This window comes from Streptomyces sp. NBC_01255 (genome assembly GCF_036226445.1).
Lineage (GTDB): Bacteria > Actinomycetota > Actinomycetes > Streptomycetales > Streptomycetaceae > Streptomyces.
In genome coordinates this window covers 7103962-7122211 of sequence record NZ_CP108474.1, presented here as the reverse complement: position 1 = coordinate 7122211, position 18250 = coordinate 7103962, and the positions used below count along the sequence as shown (strand labels likewise).

The 18250-nt window shown below is 73.3% G+C and carries 17 protein-coding genes and 6 tRNA genes; 10 read left to right on the top strand and 13 right to left on the bottom strand.

The window, feature by feature from the left end:
* The first annotated feature begins 21 nt into the window (after positions 1 to 21).
* Both OG357_RS32295 and OG357_RS32290 read left to right on the top strand, forming a co-directional pair.
* On the top strand, positions 22 to 435 hold the full coding sequence (locus OG357_RS32295; RefSeq protein WP_015032345.1) for an SsgA family sporulation/cell division regulator: 414 nt from the start codon (positions 22 to 24) through the stop codon (positions 433 to 435).
* Between the two features lie 191 nt (positions 436 to 626).
* Positions 627 to 1184, top strand: a complete 558-nt coding sequence (locus OG357_RS32290) for a CGNR zinc finger domain-containing protein (protein WP_329624482.1) — start codon at positions 627 to 629, stop codon at positions 1182 to 1184.
* A gap of 19 nt (positions 1185 to 1203) precedes the next feature.
* Here OG357_RS32290 and OG357_RS32285 read toward each other — a convergent pair whose 3' ends face one another.
* Complete coding sequence (locus tag OG357_RS32285) at positions 1204 to 1386, bottom strand: hypothetical protein (protein WP_329624481.1); 183 nt, start codon at positions 1384 to 1386, stop codon at positions 1204 to 1206.
* Between the two features lie 111 nt (positions 1387 to 1497).
* Complete coding sequence (locus OG357_RS32280) at positions 1498 to 1947, bottom strand: hypothetical protein (protein ID WP_443066764.1); 450 nt, start codon at positions 1945 to 1947, stop codon at positions 1498 to 1500.
* A gap of 111 nt (positions 1948 to 2058) precedes the next feature.
* On the opposite strand from OG357_RS32280, the gene OG357_RS32275 reads away from it, so the two are divergent.
* Positions 2059 to 2574 carry a DsbA family protein gene (locus tag OG357_RS32275; RefSeq protein ID WP_329624479.1) on the top strand — a complete coding sequence of 172 codons (516 nt, stop codon included), beginning with the start codon at positions 2059 to 2061 and terminating at the stop codon, positions 2572 to 2574.
* Between the two features lie 7 nt (positions 2575 to 2581).
* On the opposite strand, the gene OG357_RS32270 is transcribed toward OG357_RS32275, so the two are convergent.
* Genes OG357_RS32270 through OG357_RS32260 form a run of 3 tightly spaced genes read right to left on the bottom strand, consistent with a single transcriptional unit; the run spans position 2582 to position 5374 of the window.
* Positions 2582 to 3421 carry a GNAT family N-acetyltransferase gene (locus OG357_RS32270; protein WP_329624478.1) on the bottom strand — a complete coding sequence of 280 codons (840 nt, stop codon included), beginning with the start codon at positions 3419 to 3421 and terminating at the stop codon, positions 2582 to 2584.
* Positions 3422 to 3479: 58 nt separating this feature from the next.
* On the bottom strand, positions 3480 to 4310 hold the full coding sequence (locus tag OG357_RS32265; protein WP_329624477.1) for an aminotransferase class IV: 831 nt from the start codon (positions 4308 to 4310) through the stop codon (positions 3480 to 3482).
* Positions 4307 to 5374 (bottom strand): chorismate-binding protein, encoded by a 1068-nt coding sequence (locus OG357_RS32260; RefSeq protein ID WP_329624476.1) that lies wholly within the window; start codon positions 5372 to 5374, stop codon positions 4307 to 4309. The genes OG357_RS32265 and OG357_RS32260 overlap by 4 nt, the downstream gene beginning before the upstream one ends.
* A gap of 244 nt (positions 5375 to 5618) precedes the next feature.
* On the opposite strand from OG357_RS32260, the gene OG357_RS32255 reads away from it, so the two are divergent.
* The 6 genes from OG357_RS32255 (at position 5619) to OG357_RS32230 (ending at position 6214) form a co-directional block, all read left to right on the top strand.
* A tRNA-Gly gene (locus OG357_RS32255) sits at positions 5619 to 5691 on the top strand.
* 39 nt (positions 5692 to 5730) lie between these two features.
* Positions 5731 to 5804: transfer RNA gene (locus OG357_RS32250), tRNA-Cys, on the top strand.
* A gap of 1 nt (position 5805) precedes the next feature.
* Positions 5806 to 5877 (top strand) — tRNA-Val (locus tag OG357_RS32245).
* A gap of 34 nt (positions 5878 to 5911) precedes the next feature.
* Positions 5912 to 5983 (top strand) — tRNA-Val (locus tag OG357_RS32240).
* A gap of 42 nt (positions 5984 to 6025) precedes the next feature.
* Positions 6026 to 6097, top strand: a tRNA-Val gene (locus OG357_RS32235).
* 42 nt (positions 6098 to 6139) lie between these two features.
* Positions 6140 to 6214 (top strand) — tRNA-Val (locus tag OG357_RS32230).
* Positions 6215 to 6270: 56 nt separating this feature from the next.
* On the opposite strand, the gene OG357_RS32225 is transcribed toward OG357_RS32230, so the two are convergent.
* The 3 genes from OG357_RS32225 to OG357_RS32215 all read right to left on the bottom strand — a co-directional run bounded on the left by OG357_RS32225 (position 6271) and on the right by OG357_RS32215 (position 8005).
* Positions 6271 to 6552: a TFIIB-type zinc ribbon-containing protein gene (locus tag OG357_RS32225; protein WP_329624475.1), complete on the bottom strand. Its 282-nt coding sequence runs from the start codon at positions 6550 to 6552 to the stop codon at positions 6271 to 6273.
* Between the two features lie 47 nt (positions 6553 to 6599).
* Positions 6600 to 7535, bottom strand: coding sequence for an aminoglycoside phosphotransferase family protein (locus OG357_RS32220; RefSeq protein WP_329625761.1), 936 nt, complete (start codon positions 7533 to 7535; stop codon positions 6600 to 6602).
* Between the two features lie 302 nt (positions 7536 to 7837).
* Positions 7838 to 8005 carry a hypothetical protein gene (locus OG357_RS32215; protein ID WP_024758747.1) on the bottom strand — a complete coding sequence of 56 codons (168 nt, stop codon included), beginning with the start codon at positions 8003 to 8005 and terminating at the stop codon, positions 7838 to 7840.
* Between the two features lie 561 nt (positions 8006 to 8566).
* Here OG357_RS32215 and OG357_RS32210 point away from each other — a divergent pair.
* Positions 8567 to 9751 (top strand): serine/threonine-protein kinase, encoded by a 1185-nt coding sequence (locus OG357_RS32210; RefSeq protein WP_329624474.1) that lies wholly within the window; start codon positions 8567 to 8569, stop codon positions 9749 to 9751.
* A 122-nt stretch (positions 9752 to 9873) separates the two neighbouring features.
* Here OG357_RS32210 and OG357_RS32205 read toward each other — a convergent pair whose 3' ends face one another.
* From OG357_RS32205 to OG357_RS32185, 5 genes are all read right to left on the bottom strand, one after another.
* Positions 9874 to 10692 carry a TrmH family RNA methyltransferase gene (locus OG357_RS32205; RefSeq protein WP_317593825.1) on the bottom strand — a complete coding sequence of 273 codons (819 nt, stop codon included), beginning with the start codon at positions 10690 to 10692 and terminating at the stop codon, positions 9874 to 9876.
* Positions 10693 to 10767: 75 nt separating this feature from the next.
* A complete protein-coding gene (gene cobA, locus OG357_RS32200) occupies positions 10768 to 12009 on the bottom strand; it encodes a uroporphyrinogen-III C-methyltransferase (RefSeq protein ID WP_329624473.1) in 1242 nt (413 codons plus the stop codon).
* A gap of 318 nt (positions 12010 to 12327) precedes the next feature.
* Positions 12328 to 15873, bottom strand: coding sequence for a nicotinate-nucleotide--dimethylbenzimidazole phosphoribosyltransferase (gene cobT / locus OG357_RS32195; RefSeq protein WP_329624472.1), 3546 nt, complete (start codon positions 15871 to 15873; stop codon positions 12328 to 12330).
* Positions 15874 to 16179: 306 nt separating this feature from the next.
* On the bottom strand, positions 16180 to 17460 hold the full coding sequence (gene cbiE / locus OG357_RS32190; RefSeq protein ID WP_329624471.1) for a precorrin-6y C5,15-methyltransferase (decarboxylating) subunit CbiE: 1281 nt from the start codon (positions 17458 to 17460) through the stop codon (positions 16180 to 16182).
* 72 nt (positions 17461 to 17532) lie between these two features.
* Positions 17533 to 18168: a GNAT family N-acetyltransferase gene (locus tag OG357_RS32185; RefSeq protein WP_329624470.1), complete on the bottom strand. Its 636-nt coding sequence runs from the start codon at positions 18166 to 18168 to the stop codon at positions 17533 to 17535.
* Between the last annotated feature and the right edge of the window lie 82 nt (positions 18169 to 18250).

Below are 18250 nucleotides of genomic sequence, written 5' to 3'. Positions count from 1 at the left end.
GAGCGAAAGGCCCTGGCGCTTATGAACACCACGGTCAGCTGCGAGCTGCACCTGCGCCTCGTTGTGTCGAGCGAGTCCTCACTGCCTGTACCCGCGGGCCTGCGGTATGACACGGCCGATCCGTATGCCGTGCACGCCACCTTCCACACCGGAGCCGAAGAGACGGTCGAGTGGGTCTTCGCCCGCGACCTTCTCGCCGAGGGGCTGCACCGGCCCACCGGCACGGGCGACGTCCGCGTCTGGCCATCCCGTAGTCACGGCCAGGGAGTCGTCTGCATCGCGTTGAGCTCACCCGAGGGAGAAGCCCTGCTCGAGGCCCCGGCGAGGGCCCTGGAGTCGTTCCTGAAGCGGACCGACGCCGCCGTGCCACCGGGCACCGAGCACCGGCACTTCGATCTCGATACGGAGCTCTCCCACATCCTGGCGGACAGCTGAGCCAGGCCGAGAGCCGCACGGCGCCGTCCGACTCGGGGCGACGGCGCCGCGTGGGCAGTCACATAGGCACGACGACGGCGTTCCCCACCGCGCAGCCGGCGCGGTGGTGGGCGCCGTTGTCCCTTTCCCGGCCGCGCTAGAGTCAGCGCCATTCCGCGGGCGCCCGCCCGCGGCCGGCCAGGGAGCGAATCGTGCTGATCCCCCACGACACCCGGATCGCCCTCGACACCGTCGTCGATCTGATGAACACGGCCCCCCAGGGCGACCGCCCGGACGAGCTCGCGGACCTCGAAGGGCTGCGGACCTTCGTACGGGCGCACAAGATCAGCGACGTGGGCGAGCTCGGAGCCGGCGATCTGAAGGCCGTCCGCGACGTCCGCGAGAAGTTCACCGCGGTGTTCTCGGCCCCCCAACCCCGGATCGCGGCCCCGCTGATCAACCAGCTGGTGGCGGCGGCGGGCACCACCCCGCAGCTCACCGACCACGACGGCTACGACCTGCACGTGCACTACTTCGCGCCGGGCGCCTCGGTGGCGGACCATCTCGCCGCCGACTGCGGCATGGCCCTCGCGTTCATCGTGGTGGCGGGCGAGCAGGAGCGGCTGCGCCGCTGCGAGGCACCGGACTGCGGCCGGGCCTTCGTCGACCTGTCCCGCAACCGCTCACGCCGCTACTGCGACAGCCGCACCTGCGGCAACCGCCTGCACGTGGCCGCATACCGGGCGCGCCGCAAGGAAGCGGCGGGCTGACCGCCGGCCCCGCCCCCCGTCACAGCACGAAGAGATCGTGCACGGCGGCCGTCAGCAGCAGGCAGCCGATCACCGCAAGGAAGATCATCAGCGGCGGCTGGGAGAGCGCGAACAGACAGCCGCGCGGTTCCTCCGCGGGCATGTCGACGGGTCCGGCGGCATCAGGGGCGGCGGGGACGGGCTCCCGCGAGGTATCGAGCATCTCGGGGGGATGATGACGCACGCCACGCCCGGGAAATCCCGCAACACGCCTCACCGCAAGGGCTGTTCACCCCTTCCCGTGGATCACGGGAACGGGAATCGCCAGAAGTGATCAGATTCCGTGCTTCTTCAGAATCGCCTCGATGTCGCTGAAGTCCTCCCCGGCGGACTTGCCGGCCTGCGGCTTCGGCGCCACGGCGCGCGAGGGCGAGGACGCGGCCGGGGCCACGGCACTCGGCTCCGCTCCACCGGTGGTCTCCTTACGGCCGCCGCGGCGCCGCTCGATGGCCCGCGTGGACGAGAAGAGCAGCCAGGCGGCACCGAGCACGCCGAATCCCGCCCAGGCCACCGGGCTGAAGGCCGTGTCGGCGATCCATTCCACGGCGCCGGTCATCACGAGACCCAGCGGCACCAGCGAGTAGGCGGCGATCCGGGCGGCGGACAGGAAGCGCTTCCGGTACGCCGTGACTCCGGCGATACCCAGGCCCGCCACGGCCGCCGCGGAGAAAATGGTCTCGGCGATCATGCGATCCTCCAGGTCCGGGTGATGCGTCCCTTCCATCCTGCACCGCCGAGGGCTCCCGGGGCCACGTCCCGGGACCCTTCTCAGGGAGATCTCGGGGTCGCGGCGGCCGGATCTCCTCCCCAGGGGGTGGTGAGGGACACTGCTGCCATGAACGACTCCACCACCGCACCCGCCTCCCCCGTCGTCCTGGAGGCCTGGTTCGACCTCCAGTGCCCCGACTGCTTCGTGGCCCTCGACGACGTCCGCGCGCTGCGCGAGACCTACGGCGACCGCCTCGACGTACAGCTGCGCCACTTCCCGCTGGCGAAGCACAAGCACGCCTACGCCGCCGCCCAGGCCGCCGAGGAGGCCGTCGAGCAGGGCAAGGGCTGGCCGTACGTGGAGGCGCTGCTGGCCAGGACCGCCGACCTCGGCGACCGGGGCGAGCCGGTGCTCCTGGAGGTGGCGACCGAACTGGGGCTGGACGCCGAGGAGTTCGACACCGCCCTGATCGACGGCCGGCACCTGCTGACCGTCGACGCGGACGAGGCCGAGGGCAAGGCGATCAAGGTCACCGGCACCCCGACGTACGTGATCGGCGGCGAGCGCCTCGACGGCGGCCAGAGCCAGGACGGCCTGCGGCAGCGCATCGAGGAGATCGCCGACCGTCTCCTGAAGGGCTGAGCACCCCCTACAGGAGCGCCTTGGCGCTGTTCACGTAGGTGGTGCGGTAGCCGAGGGACTCGTAGAGCCGGATGGCCGGGGTGTTGCCCGCGAAGACGTGGAGTCCGAGCAGTTCCTCCCCGGTCTCCCGTGCGACCCGCTCGGCGAGCAGCATGAGGGCCCGGCCGTAGCCGCGCCCGCGCTGCTCCTCCGCGACCTCGATGTCGTACACGAAAGCGGCCCACCGTCCCGGTTCGAGCTCGATGCGGCCGGTCCACAGGAAGCCGGCGGGCCGCCCGTCCCGGACGACCACGTGGATCGCGATGCCGGGGGTGGCCAGGCCCTGCGGGAGGTACCTGCGGTGGCTGTCGTCGGCCTTGGCGCGGGCCTGGTCCTCGGGGACCCCGCGGTCGATCCAGCTCTGCGCGAAGCCCTCCTTGGCCCGCGCCTCCCACTCGGTGAACTCGCTCCCGGTCATGGGCCTGACCTCGACGCCGTCCGGCAGGGCCGGCGGCTCGGCGGCCAGTTCCTTGACCATGTTCCGGCTGCGCTCGCCGTAGCCCAGCGAGCGGGCCATCCGGAGCGCCGCCTCCGCGTCGGCGGGCACCGATATCTGCACCTCGGCGCAGCCCCAGCTCCGCAGCACCTCCTCGGAGGCGAGCGCGGCGACCGTGCCACGGCCCCGCCGCCGGTCCGGCTCGTCGACCCTGAGTCCCTGGATCACGCCCGAGGCGGCGCCGAAGCCGGGATCGGTCGAAAGGTGGACGGAGCCGACGCGGCGACTGTTCACGCACACGTCGTAGGTACGGGAGCGGCCGCCGTCGGGCGTCTGCTGAAGCGGCCCGGCCGGCCGCAGGGTGGTGGTCATCATGGGTGTTCTACCCACCCCCGGGCCGTCCGTCATCCCGATTTACGCGCGAACGGGCTCACGCGAGGCGCGGGTCCCGGTCCTGTGCCGCGCGCTCGTCGAAGATCCGCATGGCCTTGGCGGTGACCGGCCCGGGGGCGCCGGTGAGCGCGCGCCCGTCGACGCGGTGCACGGCCTGGACGTCGCGGAGGGTCGAGGTCAGGAAGATCTCCTCGGCGCTCTCCAGCACGTCCAGCGGCAGATCGGTCTCCTCGGCGCCGGTCCACTCCACGGCGAGGGCCCGGGTGATGCCCGCCAGGCAGCCGGAGGCGACGGGCGGGGTGTGGATCGTGCCGTCGAGCACGACGAAGACATTGGAGCCGGTGCCCTCGCAGAGCCGCCCCAGGGTGTTGGCGAAGAGCGCCTCGGAGGCACCCTGCTCGCGCGCCCTGGCGAGGGCGACGACGTTCTCCGCGTACGAGGTGGTCTTCAGGCCGACGAGGGCGCTGCGCTCGTTACGGGTCCAGGGCACGGTGATCACCGCGGTGGAGTCGGCGCGGCGGGCGGTCTCGCCGAGGCCGACGACGAGGCTGCCGCCGGCGTCGCCGCGCTCCGAGCCGAGCGGCGAGAGACCGCCGGTGTACGTGATCCGCAGCCGGCCGAGCTCCATCGGGTTGGCGGCGAGGACGGCGGCGCAGGCGCGGCGGACCTCGTCGAGGTCCGGGTCGGGCAGGCCGAGTCCGCGGGCGGAGCGGGTGAGGCGGTCCAGGTGGAGGGTGAGAGCAAACGTTTCTCCGCGCTCGGCCTTGACCGTCTCGAAGACGCCGTCGCCGACGGTCAGCCCGTGGTCCAGGACGGAGACCAGGGCGGTCTCCGCGTCGTGCAGCCCGCCGTTGACCCAGAGTTTCATCGAGAGATGGCCTTTCCGCTCGCCTCGCAGGCGTCCGACTCGTAGGCGCCCGACGCTATCGCGACCAGCCGGGACGCCTTCAGCTCGGTCTCCTCCCACTCGCGCTCCGGGTCAGAACCCCAGGTGATCCCGGCGCCGGTGCCGAAGCGGAGCACGCCCTCGGGACGGTCGATCCAGAAGGTGCGTATGCCGACGGCCAGCTCTGCGGTGTCCGCGTCGGCGTCCACCCAGCCGATGCCTCCGCAGTACGGGCCGCGGGGGGCGGTCTCCAGGGCCTCGATGATCCGCAGGGCGCTGGACTTGGGCGCGCCGGTGACGGAGCCGGGCGGGAAGGTCGCGTCGAGGAGCTCGGGCCAGCCCGCGTCCTCGCGCAGGAGGCCGGTGACGGTGGAGACGAGATGGACGAGGCCGGGGTGCTCCTCGACCGCGCAGAGGGCGGGGACGGCGACGGTGCCGGTCGCGCTGACGCGTCCCAGGTCGTTGCGGACCAGGTCGACGATCATCACGTTCTCGGCGTGGTCCTTGGGGAGGAGGTCGGCGGTGGTGCGGCCGGTGCCCTTGATGGGGCCCGAGGTGATCAGGGCCCCTTCGCGACGGAGGTAGAGCTCGGGAGAAGCGGTGGCGATCTCCACACCGTGGGCGGGGAGGCGGATCGTTCCGGCGTAGGGAGCCGGGTTGCCCCGGGCGAGCAGCGCGGTCAGGGCGTCGACGTCGGCGGCGGCCGGGTCCGGCAGCGGCGCGGTCAGGACCCGGCAGAGGTTCGCCTGGTAGACCTCGCCGCGCGCGATGTGCTCGCGCACGCGCCGGACGCCCGCGGTGTACGCGGCGCGGTCGAGCGAGGACGCCCAGTCACCGGCCCCCGGTCCTCGCCAGGCTCCCGGCACGGGCGTGGGCACCGGGTCGGGCCGCACGTCGCCGAAGCGGGCGCAGGTCAGACGGCCTTCGAAGTCCGCGCAGACGGCCCAGAAGCCGGTGGAGTCCAGGGCCTCGGGGTCATGGGTGACGTCCCGGAGATCGGTCGCGACGAGGCCGCCGAAGCGGGCCAGAGGAGCAAAGTCGTGCACGCATCGAGTCTAGGTCGGGTGGACCGGGTCCCCGGGTTCGTGTGTGCGGCCTCGTGCGCGCGGGGCTGCGCGCCACTCGGGCGACACGGCGAGTGAACGCCACGCGAACCCTCCGGGGCGCCGCGACGGGCACCCCGATCGGCGCGCAGGTCAGCACGCTGCGGAAACGCGTTTTTGTACTGGCCCAGGAATCCGCTAGAGTTCAACACGTCGCCGGGACGCGCAAGCGGAACGGAAACGACAAGCGGACGTGGCTCAGTTGGTAGAGCATCACCTTGCCAAGGTGAGGGTCGCGAGTTCGAATCTCGTCGTCCGCTCGATGTGGGGGATCTTCCCGAACCCCTGTTATCACTCCTGGTGGAGTGGCCGAGAGGCGAGGCAACGGCCTGCAAAGCCGTCTACACGGGTTCAAATCCCGTCTCCACCTCCAAGGACGATTAGCTCAGCGGGAGAGCACTTCCCTGACACGGAAGGGGTCACTGGTTCAATCCCAGTATCGTCCACTGGATCTTCGGATCCTGGATCTCCGGATCCCCCGCGCGATTAGCTCAGCGGGAGAGCGCTTCCCTGACACGGAAGAGGTCACTGGTTCAATCCCAGTATCGCGCACACAGCACCCCGCACCGTCGATCACGACGTGTGCACCATCCCGCGCGATTAGCTCAGCGGGAGAGCGCTTCCCTGACACGGAAGAGGTCACTGGTTCAATCCCAGTATCGCGCACGCAGTATGGAGTATCTTCGGATACGACATGTGCACCATCCCGCGCGATTAGCTCAGCGGGAGAGCGCTTCCCTGACACGGAAGAGGTCACTGGTTCAATCCCAGTATCGCGCACCACCTGACGAAGCCCCCGGCCGCATCTCGCGCCGGGGGCTTCTTCGTGCTCAGGACCCTCAGGAGGAGAAGAGCATCCGGCCGAAGCCGCGCTGGCGGTAGTGACCGCCGTGGTGGCCGCCCTGGTGCGGGGCTCCCCAGGCGGGGGCCGCGGGGGCGGGCTGCGCCGGGTAGGCCTGCGGGGCCGGCGGCGCCTGCTGGGACCACTGGGACTCCAGGCGAGTCAGGGCCTCCAGCTCGCCGAAGTCCAGGAATATCCCGCGGCAGCCGCTGCACTGCTCGATCTGGACGCCGTTGCGGTTGTACGTGTGCATGGCCGCATGGCACTTGGGACACTGCATGCTCGGCTCAACTCCCTGACATTGCCGTTCGAATGGTGCCTTTCACTTTACGTGGACGCCGAAGCGGCCGGATCGGTTCGGTGTCCGGCTATCCGCGCGCAGGTGTCGATCATCACGTCCTCGACCTCGTCGAGCGGCCGGCGCTCGGCCACGGACTTGGCGAGGGCCAGAGCCGCCGTCTGGACCGTCAGGGCCCGGGCCGGGACGTCGAGTTGGACCCACGGATCGGCGCCGACGGCCGGACCGGCCGCCTCCTGGTACGCGCCGAGGAAACGGGACCACACCTCCGGCGGCAGGATGCCGGCGGCGAACCAGGCGGCGGGGCGGGCCAGATCCCACGCGGGATCGCCGAGGCCGAGGTCGTCGATGTCGATGAGCCGCCAGGGCCCGTCGCCCACCGGCCGGGGCTCGCGCACCAGTTGGCCGAGGTGGAAGTCGCCGTGACACAGCAGCCGGGGGCCCGACGGGCCGGCGTCGGGGATCGTCCGCCAGGCACTCAGCACGATGCCGGCGGCCGGATGGTCCGGCGCCGTCCGGCGCATCCGGTCCACGGCGAGCGCCACCTTGAGCGGGGCCCGCATCGCCGGGAGCCGCGGGGCCGGTGCCGGCGGGGGCGGCGTGCGGTGGAGCAGCGCGAGGAGCCGTGCCGCGTCCTCCCAAGGGGCGGCGTCGGGGTCGTCCGGGGCGACGGGCGGCCCGTACGGCCACACGGTGACGGGACGGCCTTCGAGTGCGGCGCCGCCGCCTCCCTGTGCCGGGACCGGGAGCGGGAGCGGCGGCAGGAGGATGCCGTCGACGTCGGGGTGGGCGGCCAGCGCCAGCCGCGCACGGTGCGCCTCGGGGTCCGTGTCCGGGGCGTGCGCCTTGGCGACGAGCGGCCCGTGGCGTACGACGGTGCCGTCGTCCCGGTCGGCGAGTACCCCGACGGAATCGCTCGCGCAGTGGCATGGCGTACCGGGGCGGTGAGCGGCCGCGCGCGCCACGGCGGCGAGCCGGGTGAGGTGTGCGGGCGGAGCGAGCCGGTCGGGCCGGTCGGGCGGCGTCGGGGTGGGTGAGGGCGGGGCGGTCGGTGAAGGCCGTGAGGGCTGGGCGGCGGGGTCCACGCGGGGAGCGTACGCGCCGCTCCCCCGTACGACGGCCACGGGGACGGGTCCCGGGGATGCGCGAAGGCCGGTCAGCTCCCCAGCTGACCGGCCTCACGCTGCCGTCCGCCACACCCCCGTCCCCACGGGGTTGATGGCCGGATGTCCCTGACCCGGGCCGCTCTCCCTGGTCCGGGCGCTGTTCAGCGCCCCAACATCACGCCCACGGACGACGCCTGTGTGACCACTGCTTCCCAGCCGCCGAAGACGACCACGAGCAGGGCCGCGAGAGGGAGGACCATGGCCGTGGCCACCAAGGGGTGACGACGGCCCGAAGGGCTGGTGGTCGACCGCGGTGCCGTGTACGCCATGGTTCCTCTCCTGTCGTGTCTGGCGCGGCGGGTACGTGACCTCGGGGGACGAGTGCTGCACCCGCCGCTGACAACAACACTAGGGAGCGGGAGGCGCCAGGACGTCATGCCCGCGTACCGACTTGCGGGCCTCCCGGAGGATGACGCCCGGCCGCGCGGAGTACTCCCCTGGGTGGAGACGGGCGTCCGGAAGTGGGGGTCTTCCCGGAGGGGTCGGCCGTCCGGGAGCCGGTGCGGCCGGCCGGACGGGCGTGCCGCCGCGCGCGCTTCGGCGGGTGTCGGGCAGGTCACCGGGCGTGACATCGCTCACTTCGCCGGGGCCTGTCCGGATCTCGGGGTCCCGGAGCCCGGGGAGCCGCCGTCCGAGCCGTGCCGGGGCTCTCGCGACCCTCCGTCAAGTGATCTGCTGAGCAAGGTGGTTGAGGCGGCGGTCGGGTTCATGCTCGGTCTTGCCGTCCCCCTCAGCACTGACAATCGATCCCGGTGCGAGGGCGCGGCCTATGAGCACGTTCGGGCGCCACTACGTAAGCTGTGCCACGTCGAACGGACGAGGGGACGGACATGGCGATGATGCGGCTCCGGCGCGAGGATCCGCGGATCGTCGGGTCGTTCCGGCTCCACCGCAGGCTGGGGGCCGGCGGGATGGGGGTCGTGTACCTCGGGTCCGACCGGCGCGGTCAGCGCGTGGCGCTCAAGGTGATCCGCCCCGACCTGGCCGAGGACCAGGAGTTCCGGTCCCGCTTCGCCCGCGAGGTCTCCGCGGCCCGGCGGATCCGCGGCGGCTGCACGGCCCGGCTGGTCGCCGCCGACCTGGAGGCCGAGCGCCCCTGGTTCGCCACCCAGTACGTGCCCGGCCCCTCACTGCACGACCGGGTCGCCGAGGAGGGCGGCCTGCGCGCCGCCGATGTGGCCTCCATCGGGGCCGCGCTCTCGGAGGGCCTCGTCGCCGTCCACGAGGCCGGGGTCGTCCACCGCGACCTGAAGCCCTCGAACATCCTGCTCTCCCCCAAGGGTCCCCGGATCATCGACTTCGGGATCGCCTGGGCCACGGGAGCCAGCACGCTCACCCACGTGGGGACGGCCGTGGGCTCGCCCGGCTTCCTCGCCCCGGAGCAGGTGCGCGGCGCGGCCGTCACCCCCGCCACGGACGTGTTCTCGCTCGGCGCCACCCTCGCGTACGCGGCAATGGCCGACTCCCCTTTCGGGCACGGGAGTTCGGAGGTCATGCTCTACCGGGTCGTGCACGAGGAACCGCAGCTCCACGGCGTCCCCGACGCGCTGGCCCCGCTGATCCGGGCCTGTCTGGCGAAGGACCCGGAGGAACGTCCCAGCACGCTCCAGCTGTCGATGCGGCTCAAGGAGATCGCCGCCCGCGAGGCGCAGGGCCTGCCGGTCTCGCGTCCGCCCGTCCAGCGGGAGCGGGCCGAGGAGCGGAACACCGCACGGCCGACCGAGCGGTACACGGAGCGGGACACCCGCGGTCACGGTCCCGAGCGGGACGCGGAGCGCGAGCAGCGGGGGCAGGCGCGGGGGACGGGCCCGGCCTCACGGCCCTCCGCCGGGCCGCGGACCGGCGGCTCCCGGGCCCCCCAGTCACGTCCCGGCACCCGGCCGGGCGCCCGCTCGACGTCGACGGGACGGCGTCCCGCCAACCCCCGTCTGCTGCGCCAGCGGCTCTTCGTCTTCGTGGTCGTGACCCTGGTCGTGGCCCTGGGCATCGCCGCCGCGCAGGCCTTGCAGGGCTAGAACGGCGGAAAGCCGACCGGAGGGTCGTCGGACCGCGGTCGGCTCTCTTCGCTGCCGGGAGGTCGTCTGGCCTCGGTCGGCTCTTCGCTGTCGGGAGGGCGTCTGACCTCCGTCGGCTTCTGTCAGGACTCCGGGCGGCCCGTCGCCACCGCGTAGAACGCGACCGCCGCCGCCGCGCCCACGTTCAGCGAGTCGACTCCGTGGGCCATCGGGATCCGGACCCATTCGTCTGCCGCGCGCAGCGCCTGCGTGGAGAGGCCGTCGCCCTCCGCTCCGAGCATCAGCGCCACCCGCTCCAGCCGGTGCGGGGCCGCTTCGTCGATCGACGTCGCCTTCTCCGCCGGGGTCAGCGCGAGCAGCTTGAACCCCGCTTCCCGTACCGCCTCCAGGCCGCGGGGCCAGGTGTCCAGGCGGGCGTACGGGACGGAGAAGACCGCGCCCATCGAGACCTTGACGGAGCGTCGGTAGAGCGGGTCCGCGCAGTCCGGGGAGAGCAGGACGGCGTCCATGCCCAGGGCGGCCGCGCTGCGGAAGATCGCGCCGATGTTGGTGTGGTCGTTGACCGACTCCATGATCACCACCCGGCGCGCGCCGGCGAGCAGCTCCGTCGCGTCCGGGAGCGGCTTGCGCTGCATCGAGGCGAGCGCGCCGCGGTGCACGTGGTACCCGGTGACGCGTTCGGCGAGGTCCGGCTGGACCGCGTACACCGGCGCCGGGACCTCGTCGATGACGTCGCGCATGACGTCGACCCACTTGGCGGAGAGCAGCATCGACCGCATCTCGTACCCCGCCTGCCTGGCGCGGCGGATGACCTTCTCGCCCTCCGCGATGAACAGGCCCTCGGCGGGCTCGCGTCTGCGTCGGAGCTCGACGTCGGTCAGGCCGGTGTAGTCGCGCAGGCGCGGGTCGTCGGGGTCGTCGATCGTGATGAGTTCGGCCACGGGGTGATACTGCCTTGTCCGGGGTGTGGTGCCAATGGTGTGCGGCGGGTGGTGACAGGTTTCAGTTACCCCTGGTCACTTCACCAGCTTGCCGGGACCCTCGGTGACGACGTCACCGATGACGATGACCGCCGGCGGACGGACCTCCTCGGCCTTGACGGTCTCGGCGACCGTCGCGAGCGTGGCGTCCACCCGGCGCTGGGTCGCCGTGGTGCCCTCCTGGACGAGCGCCAGCGGGGTCTCCGGGCTCTTGCCGTGGGCGATGAGCGCCTCGGCGATCTTTCCGATCTTGTCGACGCCCATGAGGATGACGAGGGTGCCGGTGAGCTTCGCGAGGGACGCCCAGTCGACGAGCGAGCGCGGGTCGTCGGGAGCGACGTGCCCGCTCACCACCGTGAACTCGTGGGCCACCCCGCGGTGCGTGACCGGGATGCCGGCCGCGCCCGGGACCGAGATCGAGCTGGAGATGCCGGGGACCACCGTGCAGGCGATGCCTTCGACGGCGAGCGCCTGGGCCTCTTCCATGCCACGGCCGAAGACGAAGGGGTCGCCGCCCTTGAGGCGGACGACCGACTTTCCGGCCTTCGCGTGCTCGATCAGCGCGTTGTTGATGGCCTCCTGGGCCATGAAGCGCCCGTACGGGATCTTCGCCGCGTCGATCACCTCGACGTGCGGGGGCAGTTCGTCGAGGAGGTCACGGGGGCCGAGCCGGTCGGCGATCACCACGTCGGCTTCGGCGAGCAGCCGGCGTCCGCGGACGGTGATCAGGTCCGGGTCGCCCGGGCCGCCGCCGACCAGGGCGACGAAGGGCGTACGGGTGCGGTGTGCGGGGGCGGCGAGGGAACCGTCACGGAGGCCCTCGACGATCGCGTCGCGCACGGCGGCGGAGCGGCGGGGGTCGTGGCCGGTGAGCACCGCGACGGTGATGCCCGCGTCGCGGCCGGTGGCCGGGGTCCAGGCGGTGGCCGACTCGGCGTCGTCGGAGCGCACGCACCAGGTACGGGTCCGCTCGGCCTCGGCGGAGGCCGTGGCGTTGGCGGTCGCGTCGGTGGTGGCCACCAGCGCGTACCAGGTGTCGGCGAGGTCACCGTCCTCGTACCGCCGCTTCACCCACGCGATCTCGCCCGCCTCGGCCATCGCCTCTACGGAGGGGGTTGCGGACGGGGAGATCAGCGTGATGTCGGCGCCCGCGGCGATCAGCGCGGGCAGGCGGCGCTGGGCCACCTGGCCGCCGCCGAGAACGACGACGCGGCGGCCGGCGAGGCGCAGTCCGACGGGGTAGGCGGGGTGCGTCGCGTTCTCGGTGTGCTCGGCCATGGGTGAGCGGCTCCTCGGAGAGGCTGTGCGTGTGCGGGCCGCTGCTGCGGTGAAGCGGCTGGTGGGGTGGGGGGTGGGGACCTCCCCGGTGCCCCACGATATCCGGGGTGAGGGGCCGTCACGCTGTGACGGATCTCCCCGTGGTGCGTCCGTGCGTGGGGGACGCTCCGGGAGCGTGTTCGGGACTGCATGTTTTACGGCGCCTGCGGGCGCATGAGGGCCGGAGGCTCCCATGCGCCACAAAACACGCTCTACGTCCCGAACACGCCCCCTGCGCGTCCCCCACTCCCCTCTGTGGGTGGGAGACGCGCCGTGGTGCTACTTCTCGGTGACTCCCGCCGAGTCGAACGTGGCCACCTCGTGCATCGCTCGGGCCGCGCTCTGGACCAGGGGGAGCGCCAGGAGGGCTCCCGTGCCTTCGCCCAGGCGGAGGTCCAGGTCGACCAGCGGGCGCAGGCCCAGCTTGTTCAGGGCCGCCACGTGGCCCGGCTCCGCGCTGCGGTGTCCTGCGATGCAGGCCGCGAGCGACTCCGGGGCGATCGCGCGGGCCACGAGGGCCGCCGCGCCGGTCGAGACGCCGTCGAGGATCACCGGGGTACGGAGCGAGGCCGCGCCCAGGATCAGGCCGACGAGGGCCGCGTGCTCCAGGCCGCCGATCGCCGAGAGGACGCCGATCGGGTCCGCCGGGTCCGGCTTGTGCAGGTCGAGGGCGCGGCGGACCACGTCCACCTTGCGGGCGTGCGTCTCGTCGTTGATGCCGGTGCCGCGGCCCGTGACCTCGGCGGCGTCGACCCCGGTGTAGACCGAGATCAGTGCGGCGGACGCGGTCGTGTTCGCGATGCCCATCTCGCCGGTGAGGATCGCCTTGTTGCCCGCGGCCACGAGGTCGCGGGCCGTTTCGATGCCCACCTCGATCGCGGCGAGTACTTCCTCGTGGGTCATCGCGAGACCCGTCGTGAAGTCGCCGGTGCCCGCGCGGACCTTGCGGGGAAGGAGACCGGGGGTCGCCGGGAGTTCGGATGCCACGCCCACGTCGATGACGCAGACCTCGGCACCCACCTGGTTGGCGAAGGCGTTGCAGACCGCTCCCCCGCCGAGGAAGTTGGCCACCATCTGGCCGGTGACCTCCTGCGGCCAGGGCGTGACGCCCTGGGCGTGGACCCCGTGGTCGCCGGCGAAGATCGCGACGGCCGCCGGCTCCGGGATCGGGGGAGGGCAGATGCGGGAGAGGCCGGCGAGCTGCGCCGAGATGATCTCCAGCATGCCCAGGGCCCCCGCGGGCTTGGTCATGCGCTTCTGGCGCTCCCAGGCCTCGCCGAGCGCCTTGGCGTCCAGCGGGCGGATGTTGGCGACGGTCTCCTGGAGCAGGTCGTGCGGCTCCTCGCCGGGCAGGGCGCGGCGGCCGTACGTCTCCTCGTGGACGACCCAGGCCAGCGGACGGCGCTTGGACCAGCCCGCCTGCATCAGCTCGGGCTCCTCGGGGAACTCGTCGACGTATCCCACGCAGAGGTACGCGACGACTTCGAGGTGCTCGGGCAGGCCGAGCGTACGGACCATCTCGCGCTCGTCGAAGAAGCTGACCCAGCCGACGCCGAGGCCCTCGGCGCGGGCGGCGAGCCAGAGGTTCTCGACGGCGAGCGCCGAGGAGTACGGGGCCATCTGCGGCTGCGTGTAGCGGCCCAGGGTGTGGCGGCCGCCCCGGGTGGGGTCGGCGGTCACGACGATGTTGACCGGGGTGTCGAGGATGGCCTCGATCTTCAGTTCCTTGAACTGCTTGGCCCGGGCCTTCGGCAGCGACTTGGCGTACGCGTCGCGCTGCCGCTGGGCCAGCTCGTGCATCGTCTGCCGGGTCTCGGCGGAGCGGATGACGACGAAGTCCCAGGGCTGCGAGTGGCCGACGCTGGGGGCCGTGTGGGCGGCCTCCAGGACGCGGAGCAGCACCTCGTGCGGGATCGGGTCGGAGCGGAAGCCGTTGCGGATGTCGCGACGCTCGCGCATCACGCGCAGGACCGCCTCGCGCTCGGCGTCGTCGTAGCCGGGCGCCGGGGCGCCGGGGGCCACGGCCTGCTCCTCGCCGGTGGCGATGTCGTCGTCCACGGCGATGACGTCGGCCGTGGCGGCGGCTTCGGCCGTGGCGGCGGCTTCGGCCGTGGCGGTCAGCTCTTCGGTGACGGGAAGTTCGTCGGTGACGGTGAGCTCTTCGGCGGCCGTGAGCTGCTCGGTGACGGTCGGCTCGTCCGTGGCGGTGAGCTGTTCGGCCGCGGGGAGTTCGTCCGCTTCCACCAGGTCCGCGGCGTCCACGAAGCCTTCGAGGTCGGTGTCCGCCTCTACCTCGGGGGTCGCCTCCGGCTCCGGGGCCAGGGCCGCGGCCTCGGCCGCGACGGCCTCGGGCTGCGCCGCCGCCGTGTCCGTGGGCTCGGCAGGGGTGGGCTGCTCCGGATGCTCCGGCTGTTCTTGCGGCGCGGCCTCGGCCTGGATCTCTGCCTGCGCCTCCGGTGCCTGCTCGGGCAGGGGCTCGGGGGTGGCCTCCGCGACGACGAGCGTCTCCACCGGTGCCTGCTCCACGGGAGCCTCGGGCACGACGACGGGCTCGGCGATCGGCTCTGCCGGGATCTGCACGACGGGCTCGGCCGCCTGCACCGGCTCCTCGGCGGGCTCCGGCTCCGGCGCCTGTTCCGCCTCGGGGGCGGGCGCGGGTGCCTCCGCGGCGGGCTCGGCCTCGCGCGGGGCCGGCACGGTGGCCTGGGGCTCGACGGGCTCCGGGGCGACAGCCACGACGGCCTCGGCGGGCTCCTCCGCCGGCGCCTCGGGTGCGACGGCCACGGGAGCCTCGGCCGGCTCCTCGGCCTCGGCGGCCGGGATGGGGGCCAGGTGCGGGGCCGTCGGGACGGAGCCCTCCACCTGGACGAACTGGCCGGTCGTCGGGACGACCGTTTCTGCGGGGGCGACCGGCTGGGGGGCCACGGCCTCCTGCGGCTGCGCGGCCCACGGCTCGGCGCCCTGCGGCGCGAGCTGCCGGTCCTGCGGGATGTCGAAGTACTCGGGGCCCGTCGTCGGCGGTCCCGGGTTCCGTACGGGCATCTGCGCGGGCGCGGTGGCCGCGACCGGCGCGGGCTGCGGGACCTGGGCGGGCGCGGCGGCCGGGCCTCGGTCGGCGAGCGAGAGCACGACGCCACCGGTGACCTCGGGCACGGGCGGACCCATGTGCAGGGGGCGCCGGGCGGGCGGCGGGGTCGGTGCGCCGGCGGGCGGCGGCACGCGGACGCCGCCGAGGTCGACCGACCCGGTGTCGCGGCCCGCGGCCTCGTGCGCGCCGGTGTCGAGAATGCCGGGCTCGTAGCCGTGGTCGGCGAGGACGGGCTCCTGCGCGGCGACGGGGACGCCGTGCGCCGGGGTGGCCTGGGCGGGCGTGCCGTGCGCCGGAGTGCCGTGCATCGGGGTGCCGTGTGCCGGCGTGCCGATTGCCTGCGCCTGCGTCTGGGCCTGAGGAGCGGTCAGTACGTCGGCGAGGACGAAGGAGTCCGGGAGCGGGCCCGTGAGGGGGTCGGTGAGCGGGTCGCCCATCGGGGCGGCCGTCTCCGGGGCCGCCGACGCGGCGGCGGTCACGGGCAGCCCGCCCTGGTGCGGGACCACGGGGGGCACCTGGGGGGCCGGTACGGCGACCGGCGGCGCGGGCGCGACGCCCGGCGGGTGCTCGCTCCAGGCGCCCTGGGCGCCCGGCATGAGAAGGATGTCGTCGTCTTCGGCTGCGTGCTCGGAGGGGTCCAGGAAGGTGTACGCGCCCGGTGCGGGGATGCCCGGCTGCTCGACCATGCCTGCGTTCTCCGGCAGTCCCTCGCCCGAGACCTGGCCGGTGTCCGTCATGCGTACCCCTCGCCCATCGCTTGTGCTTCCTTCAGACCTGCGCCCGTCGAGAACAACGAGCGCACGCGCCGCGCGGCACGAAGGACGCGCGGACACCCACTCATTGTCGCGGCCCTCGGCCGTCGTGGCAGGCAGATCCGCCACGGCGTGCTGTGGACTGCGCCACGTCGCGCGGTCCCCCCATGCTCCGTACCACATCAGCAAGCCGGAAGGGCCGCCAATTCAAGACATACGAGAACTAAATGCCGAACGTCCCGGTGCGGTACAACAATCGGCCAGCCTACCTGCCCCCGCGGGGCGGCAGGGTCACGGGGCGCTGTCGCTCCTGCGTCCGGCCAGCAGGAAGACGACCGAACGCTCGCGCTCCGACCAGTCGTCCGGGTCGAGCCCGACGGTCTGGAGGAGGAGGCTCTCGACGGTGTAGCCGCCGTCGGCGAGGGCGGTGCCGATGGCCTCCGCCTCGTCGCGGGTGGAGGCGTGGGCGACGATGCGCTCGGGGCGCCGGTCGGTGCAGGCGGTGACGACGGGGACACCGCCGGCCGCGATGCGTACGACATCGGGTTCGGGCAGGTCTTCCAGGACGTGCGGGGCGCGGCCGGGGACGGTCTGGAGTGGTACGCCGTGGCGGCGGGCGGCCGCTTCGGTGCGGGCGCAGGCGGCCGGGTCGGTGTCCACGGCGATGACGGCGGCGCCGAAGCGGGCGGCCTCGACGGCGAAGGCGCCGCCCGCGCAGCCGATGTCCCAGACGAGGTCGCCGACGCGGGGGCCGAGCCGGGCGAGCTGGGCGGCGCGCAGGGCCGGGTCCTCGCCGGCTCCGGGCCGGGCCGGCGGGGTGGCGCCGGTGGTGCCGGGGCCGTACCCCCGCGGGTCGTACCCCCCGGGGGCGTACTCCTCGGCGGGCAGGCCCCAGCCCCGTACGGACCGCACGGCCGGGTCCTGGCCCATCAGCCAGGGGACGGCCGGGGTGTGGCTGCCCGCGCCGCCCACTCCCCCGATGACGAGGACGACGTTGGGGTCGCGCCAGGCGTGGTCGGCGGCGCTGTCGGAGGTGAGGACGGAGACCCGTTCACGGTCGGTGCCGAGTTCCTCGCAGACGACGAAGGTGCGGTGGACCCCGTCGAGGAGGAGGGCCAGTTCGGCCGGTCCCGCGCCCGGCGAGGTGAGGACGGCGACCTTGGGGTGGGCGCGGCAGACGTTCACGGCGCGCCGCAGGGTGCGCTGGTGGGCGACGACGATCCGGGCGTCCTCCCAGGGCATCCCGGCGCGGGCGAAGGCGGCGGCGACGGAGGAGACCGCAGGGACGACCTCGACCTCCAGGCCGTGCTCGGGGGCGCGCAGGGTGCGGACGACGCCGAAGAAGCCGGGGTCGCCGTCGGCGAGGACGACGGCGGTGCCGCGGTGGCCCGCGATGCGGCGGGCGGCGAGGTCGACGCTGCCGAGGCGGACGCGTTCGGCCGCGGGGGGTACCTCGGGCAGCGCCAGGTGGTGGGCCGCGCCGGCCACGAGGGTGGCGGCGGAGAGCGCGGACGTGGCCGCCGAGGTGAGGGGCGAGCCGTCCCAGCCGATCACCGTGACGCGGTCCGCCATCGTCGTCTGTCTCCTGTGGTGTTGTCGCAGGTCGGGGGCGTGCCGAGCGTACCCCGGGTTGGTCTGCGGGGCTCAGCTCCAGTCGGTGTACGAGGAGTATCCGGCCTCGGCCATCTGGTCGGCGACGCCGTCGAGGTCCTCGGGGAGCAGGCCCCAGACGATGAAGTCGGTGCGCAGGTCGGTCCAGCCGCCGTCCTCGGTACGGGTGCGCGCTATGCAGGCGTTGCGGAGGACGCCTTCGCTGATGCAGCCGATCTTCTGGGCGACCTGCTGGGAGGCGGTGTTGTCCGCCGCCGTACGCAGTTCGAGGCGCTCGAACTTCTGGTCGCCGAAGAGCCACTGGGCGGTGGCGAGCGCGGCTTCGGAGGCGTACCCCTCACCGCGGGCCCACGGGGCGATGATGTAGGAGAGCTCGGTGGAGCGCACACGCCAATTGGTGTTGCCCAGCTGGACGATGCCCACGAGCCGCTGGGTGAGGAACTCGGTGACGGCGAGGTCGAGGCCTCGGCCGGCGGCGCGTTCGGTGGGGGCGTACTCGGTGATCCAGCGGCGGGCGGCGTCCTCGGTGTACGGCTGGGGTACGGCCGTCCATGCCCCGACCATCTCGTCGTTCATCATCTCGGCCAGAGCCGGGGCGTCGGCCTCTTCGAGCGCGCGCAGCACCAACCGGTCCGTGTTGATGGAGATGTCCGGAAAGGTGGTAGTCATGCTCAGCTCCATGCCGTGGACCGTCCGAATCGACCGTGAACGCACAGCATGCAGCATGCGGCCGTCGGCGCGCATGGCCGGG

Bases quoted from the DNA above. Each gene is read 5' to 3' on its own strand.
- OG357_RS32225 (WP_329624475.1), bottom strand. From the start codon at position 6,552: ATGCAGTGTCCCAAGTGCCATGCGGCCATGCACACGTACAACCGCAAC.
- cobA (WP_329624473.1), bottom strand. From the start codon at position 12,009: ATGGCCGAGCACACCGAGAACGCGACGCACCCCGCCTACCCCGTCGGA.
- OG357_RS32280 (WP_443066764.1), bottom strand. From the start codon at position 1,947: ATGGAAGGGACGCATCACCCGGACCTGGAGGATCGCATGATCGCCGAG.
- OG357_RS32275 (WP_329624479.1), top strand. From the start codon at position 2,059: ATGAACGACTCCACCACCGCACCCGCCTCCCCCGTCGTCCTGGAGGCC.
- OG357_RS32185 (WP_329624470.1), bottom strand. From the start codon at position 18,168: ATGACTACCACCTTTCCGGACATCTCCATCAACACGGACCGGTTGGTG.
- OG357_RS32210 (WP_329624474.1), top strand. From the start codon at position 8,567: ATGGCGATGATGCGGCTCCGGCGCGAGGATCCGCGGATCGTCGGGTCG.
- OG357_RS32215 (WP_024758747.1), bottom strand. From the start codon at position 8,005: ATGGCGTACACGGCACCGCGGTCGACCACCAGCCCTTCGGGCCGTCGT.
- cobT (WP_329624472.1), bottom strand. From the start codon at position 15,873: ATGACGGACACCGGCCAGGTCTCGGGCGAGGGACTGCCGGAGAACGCA.
- OG357_RS32270 (WP_329624478.1), bottom strand. From the start codon at position 3,421: ATGACCACCACCCTGCGGCCGGCCGGGCCGCTTCAGCAGACGCCCGAC.
- OG357_RS32265 (WP_329624477.1), bottom strand. From the start codon at position 4,310: ATGAAACTCTGGGTCAACGGCGGGCTGCACGACGCGGAGACCGCCCTG.
- cbiE (WP_329624471.1), bottom strand. From the start codon at position 17,460: ATGGCGGACCGCGTCACGGTGATCGGCTGGGACGGCTCGCCCCTCACC.
- OG357_RS32295 (WP_015032345.1), top strand. From the start codon at position 22: ATGAACACCACGGTCAGCTGCGAGCTGCACCTGCGCCTCGTTGTGTCG.
- OG357_RS32285 (WP_329624481.1), bottom strand. From the start codon at position 1,386: ATGCTCGATACCTCGCGGGAGCCCGTCCCCGCCGCCCCTGATGCCGCC.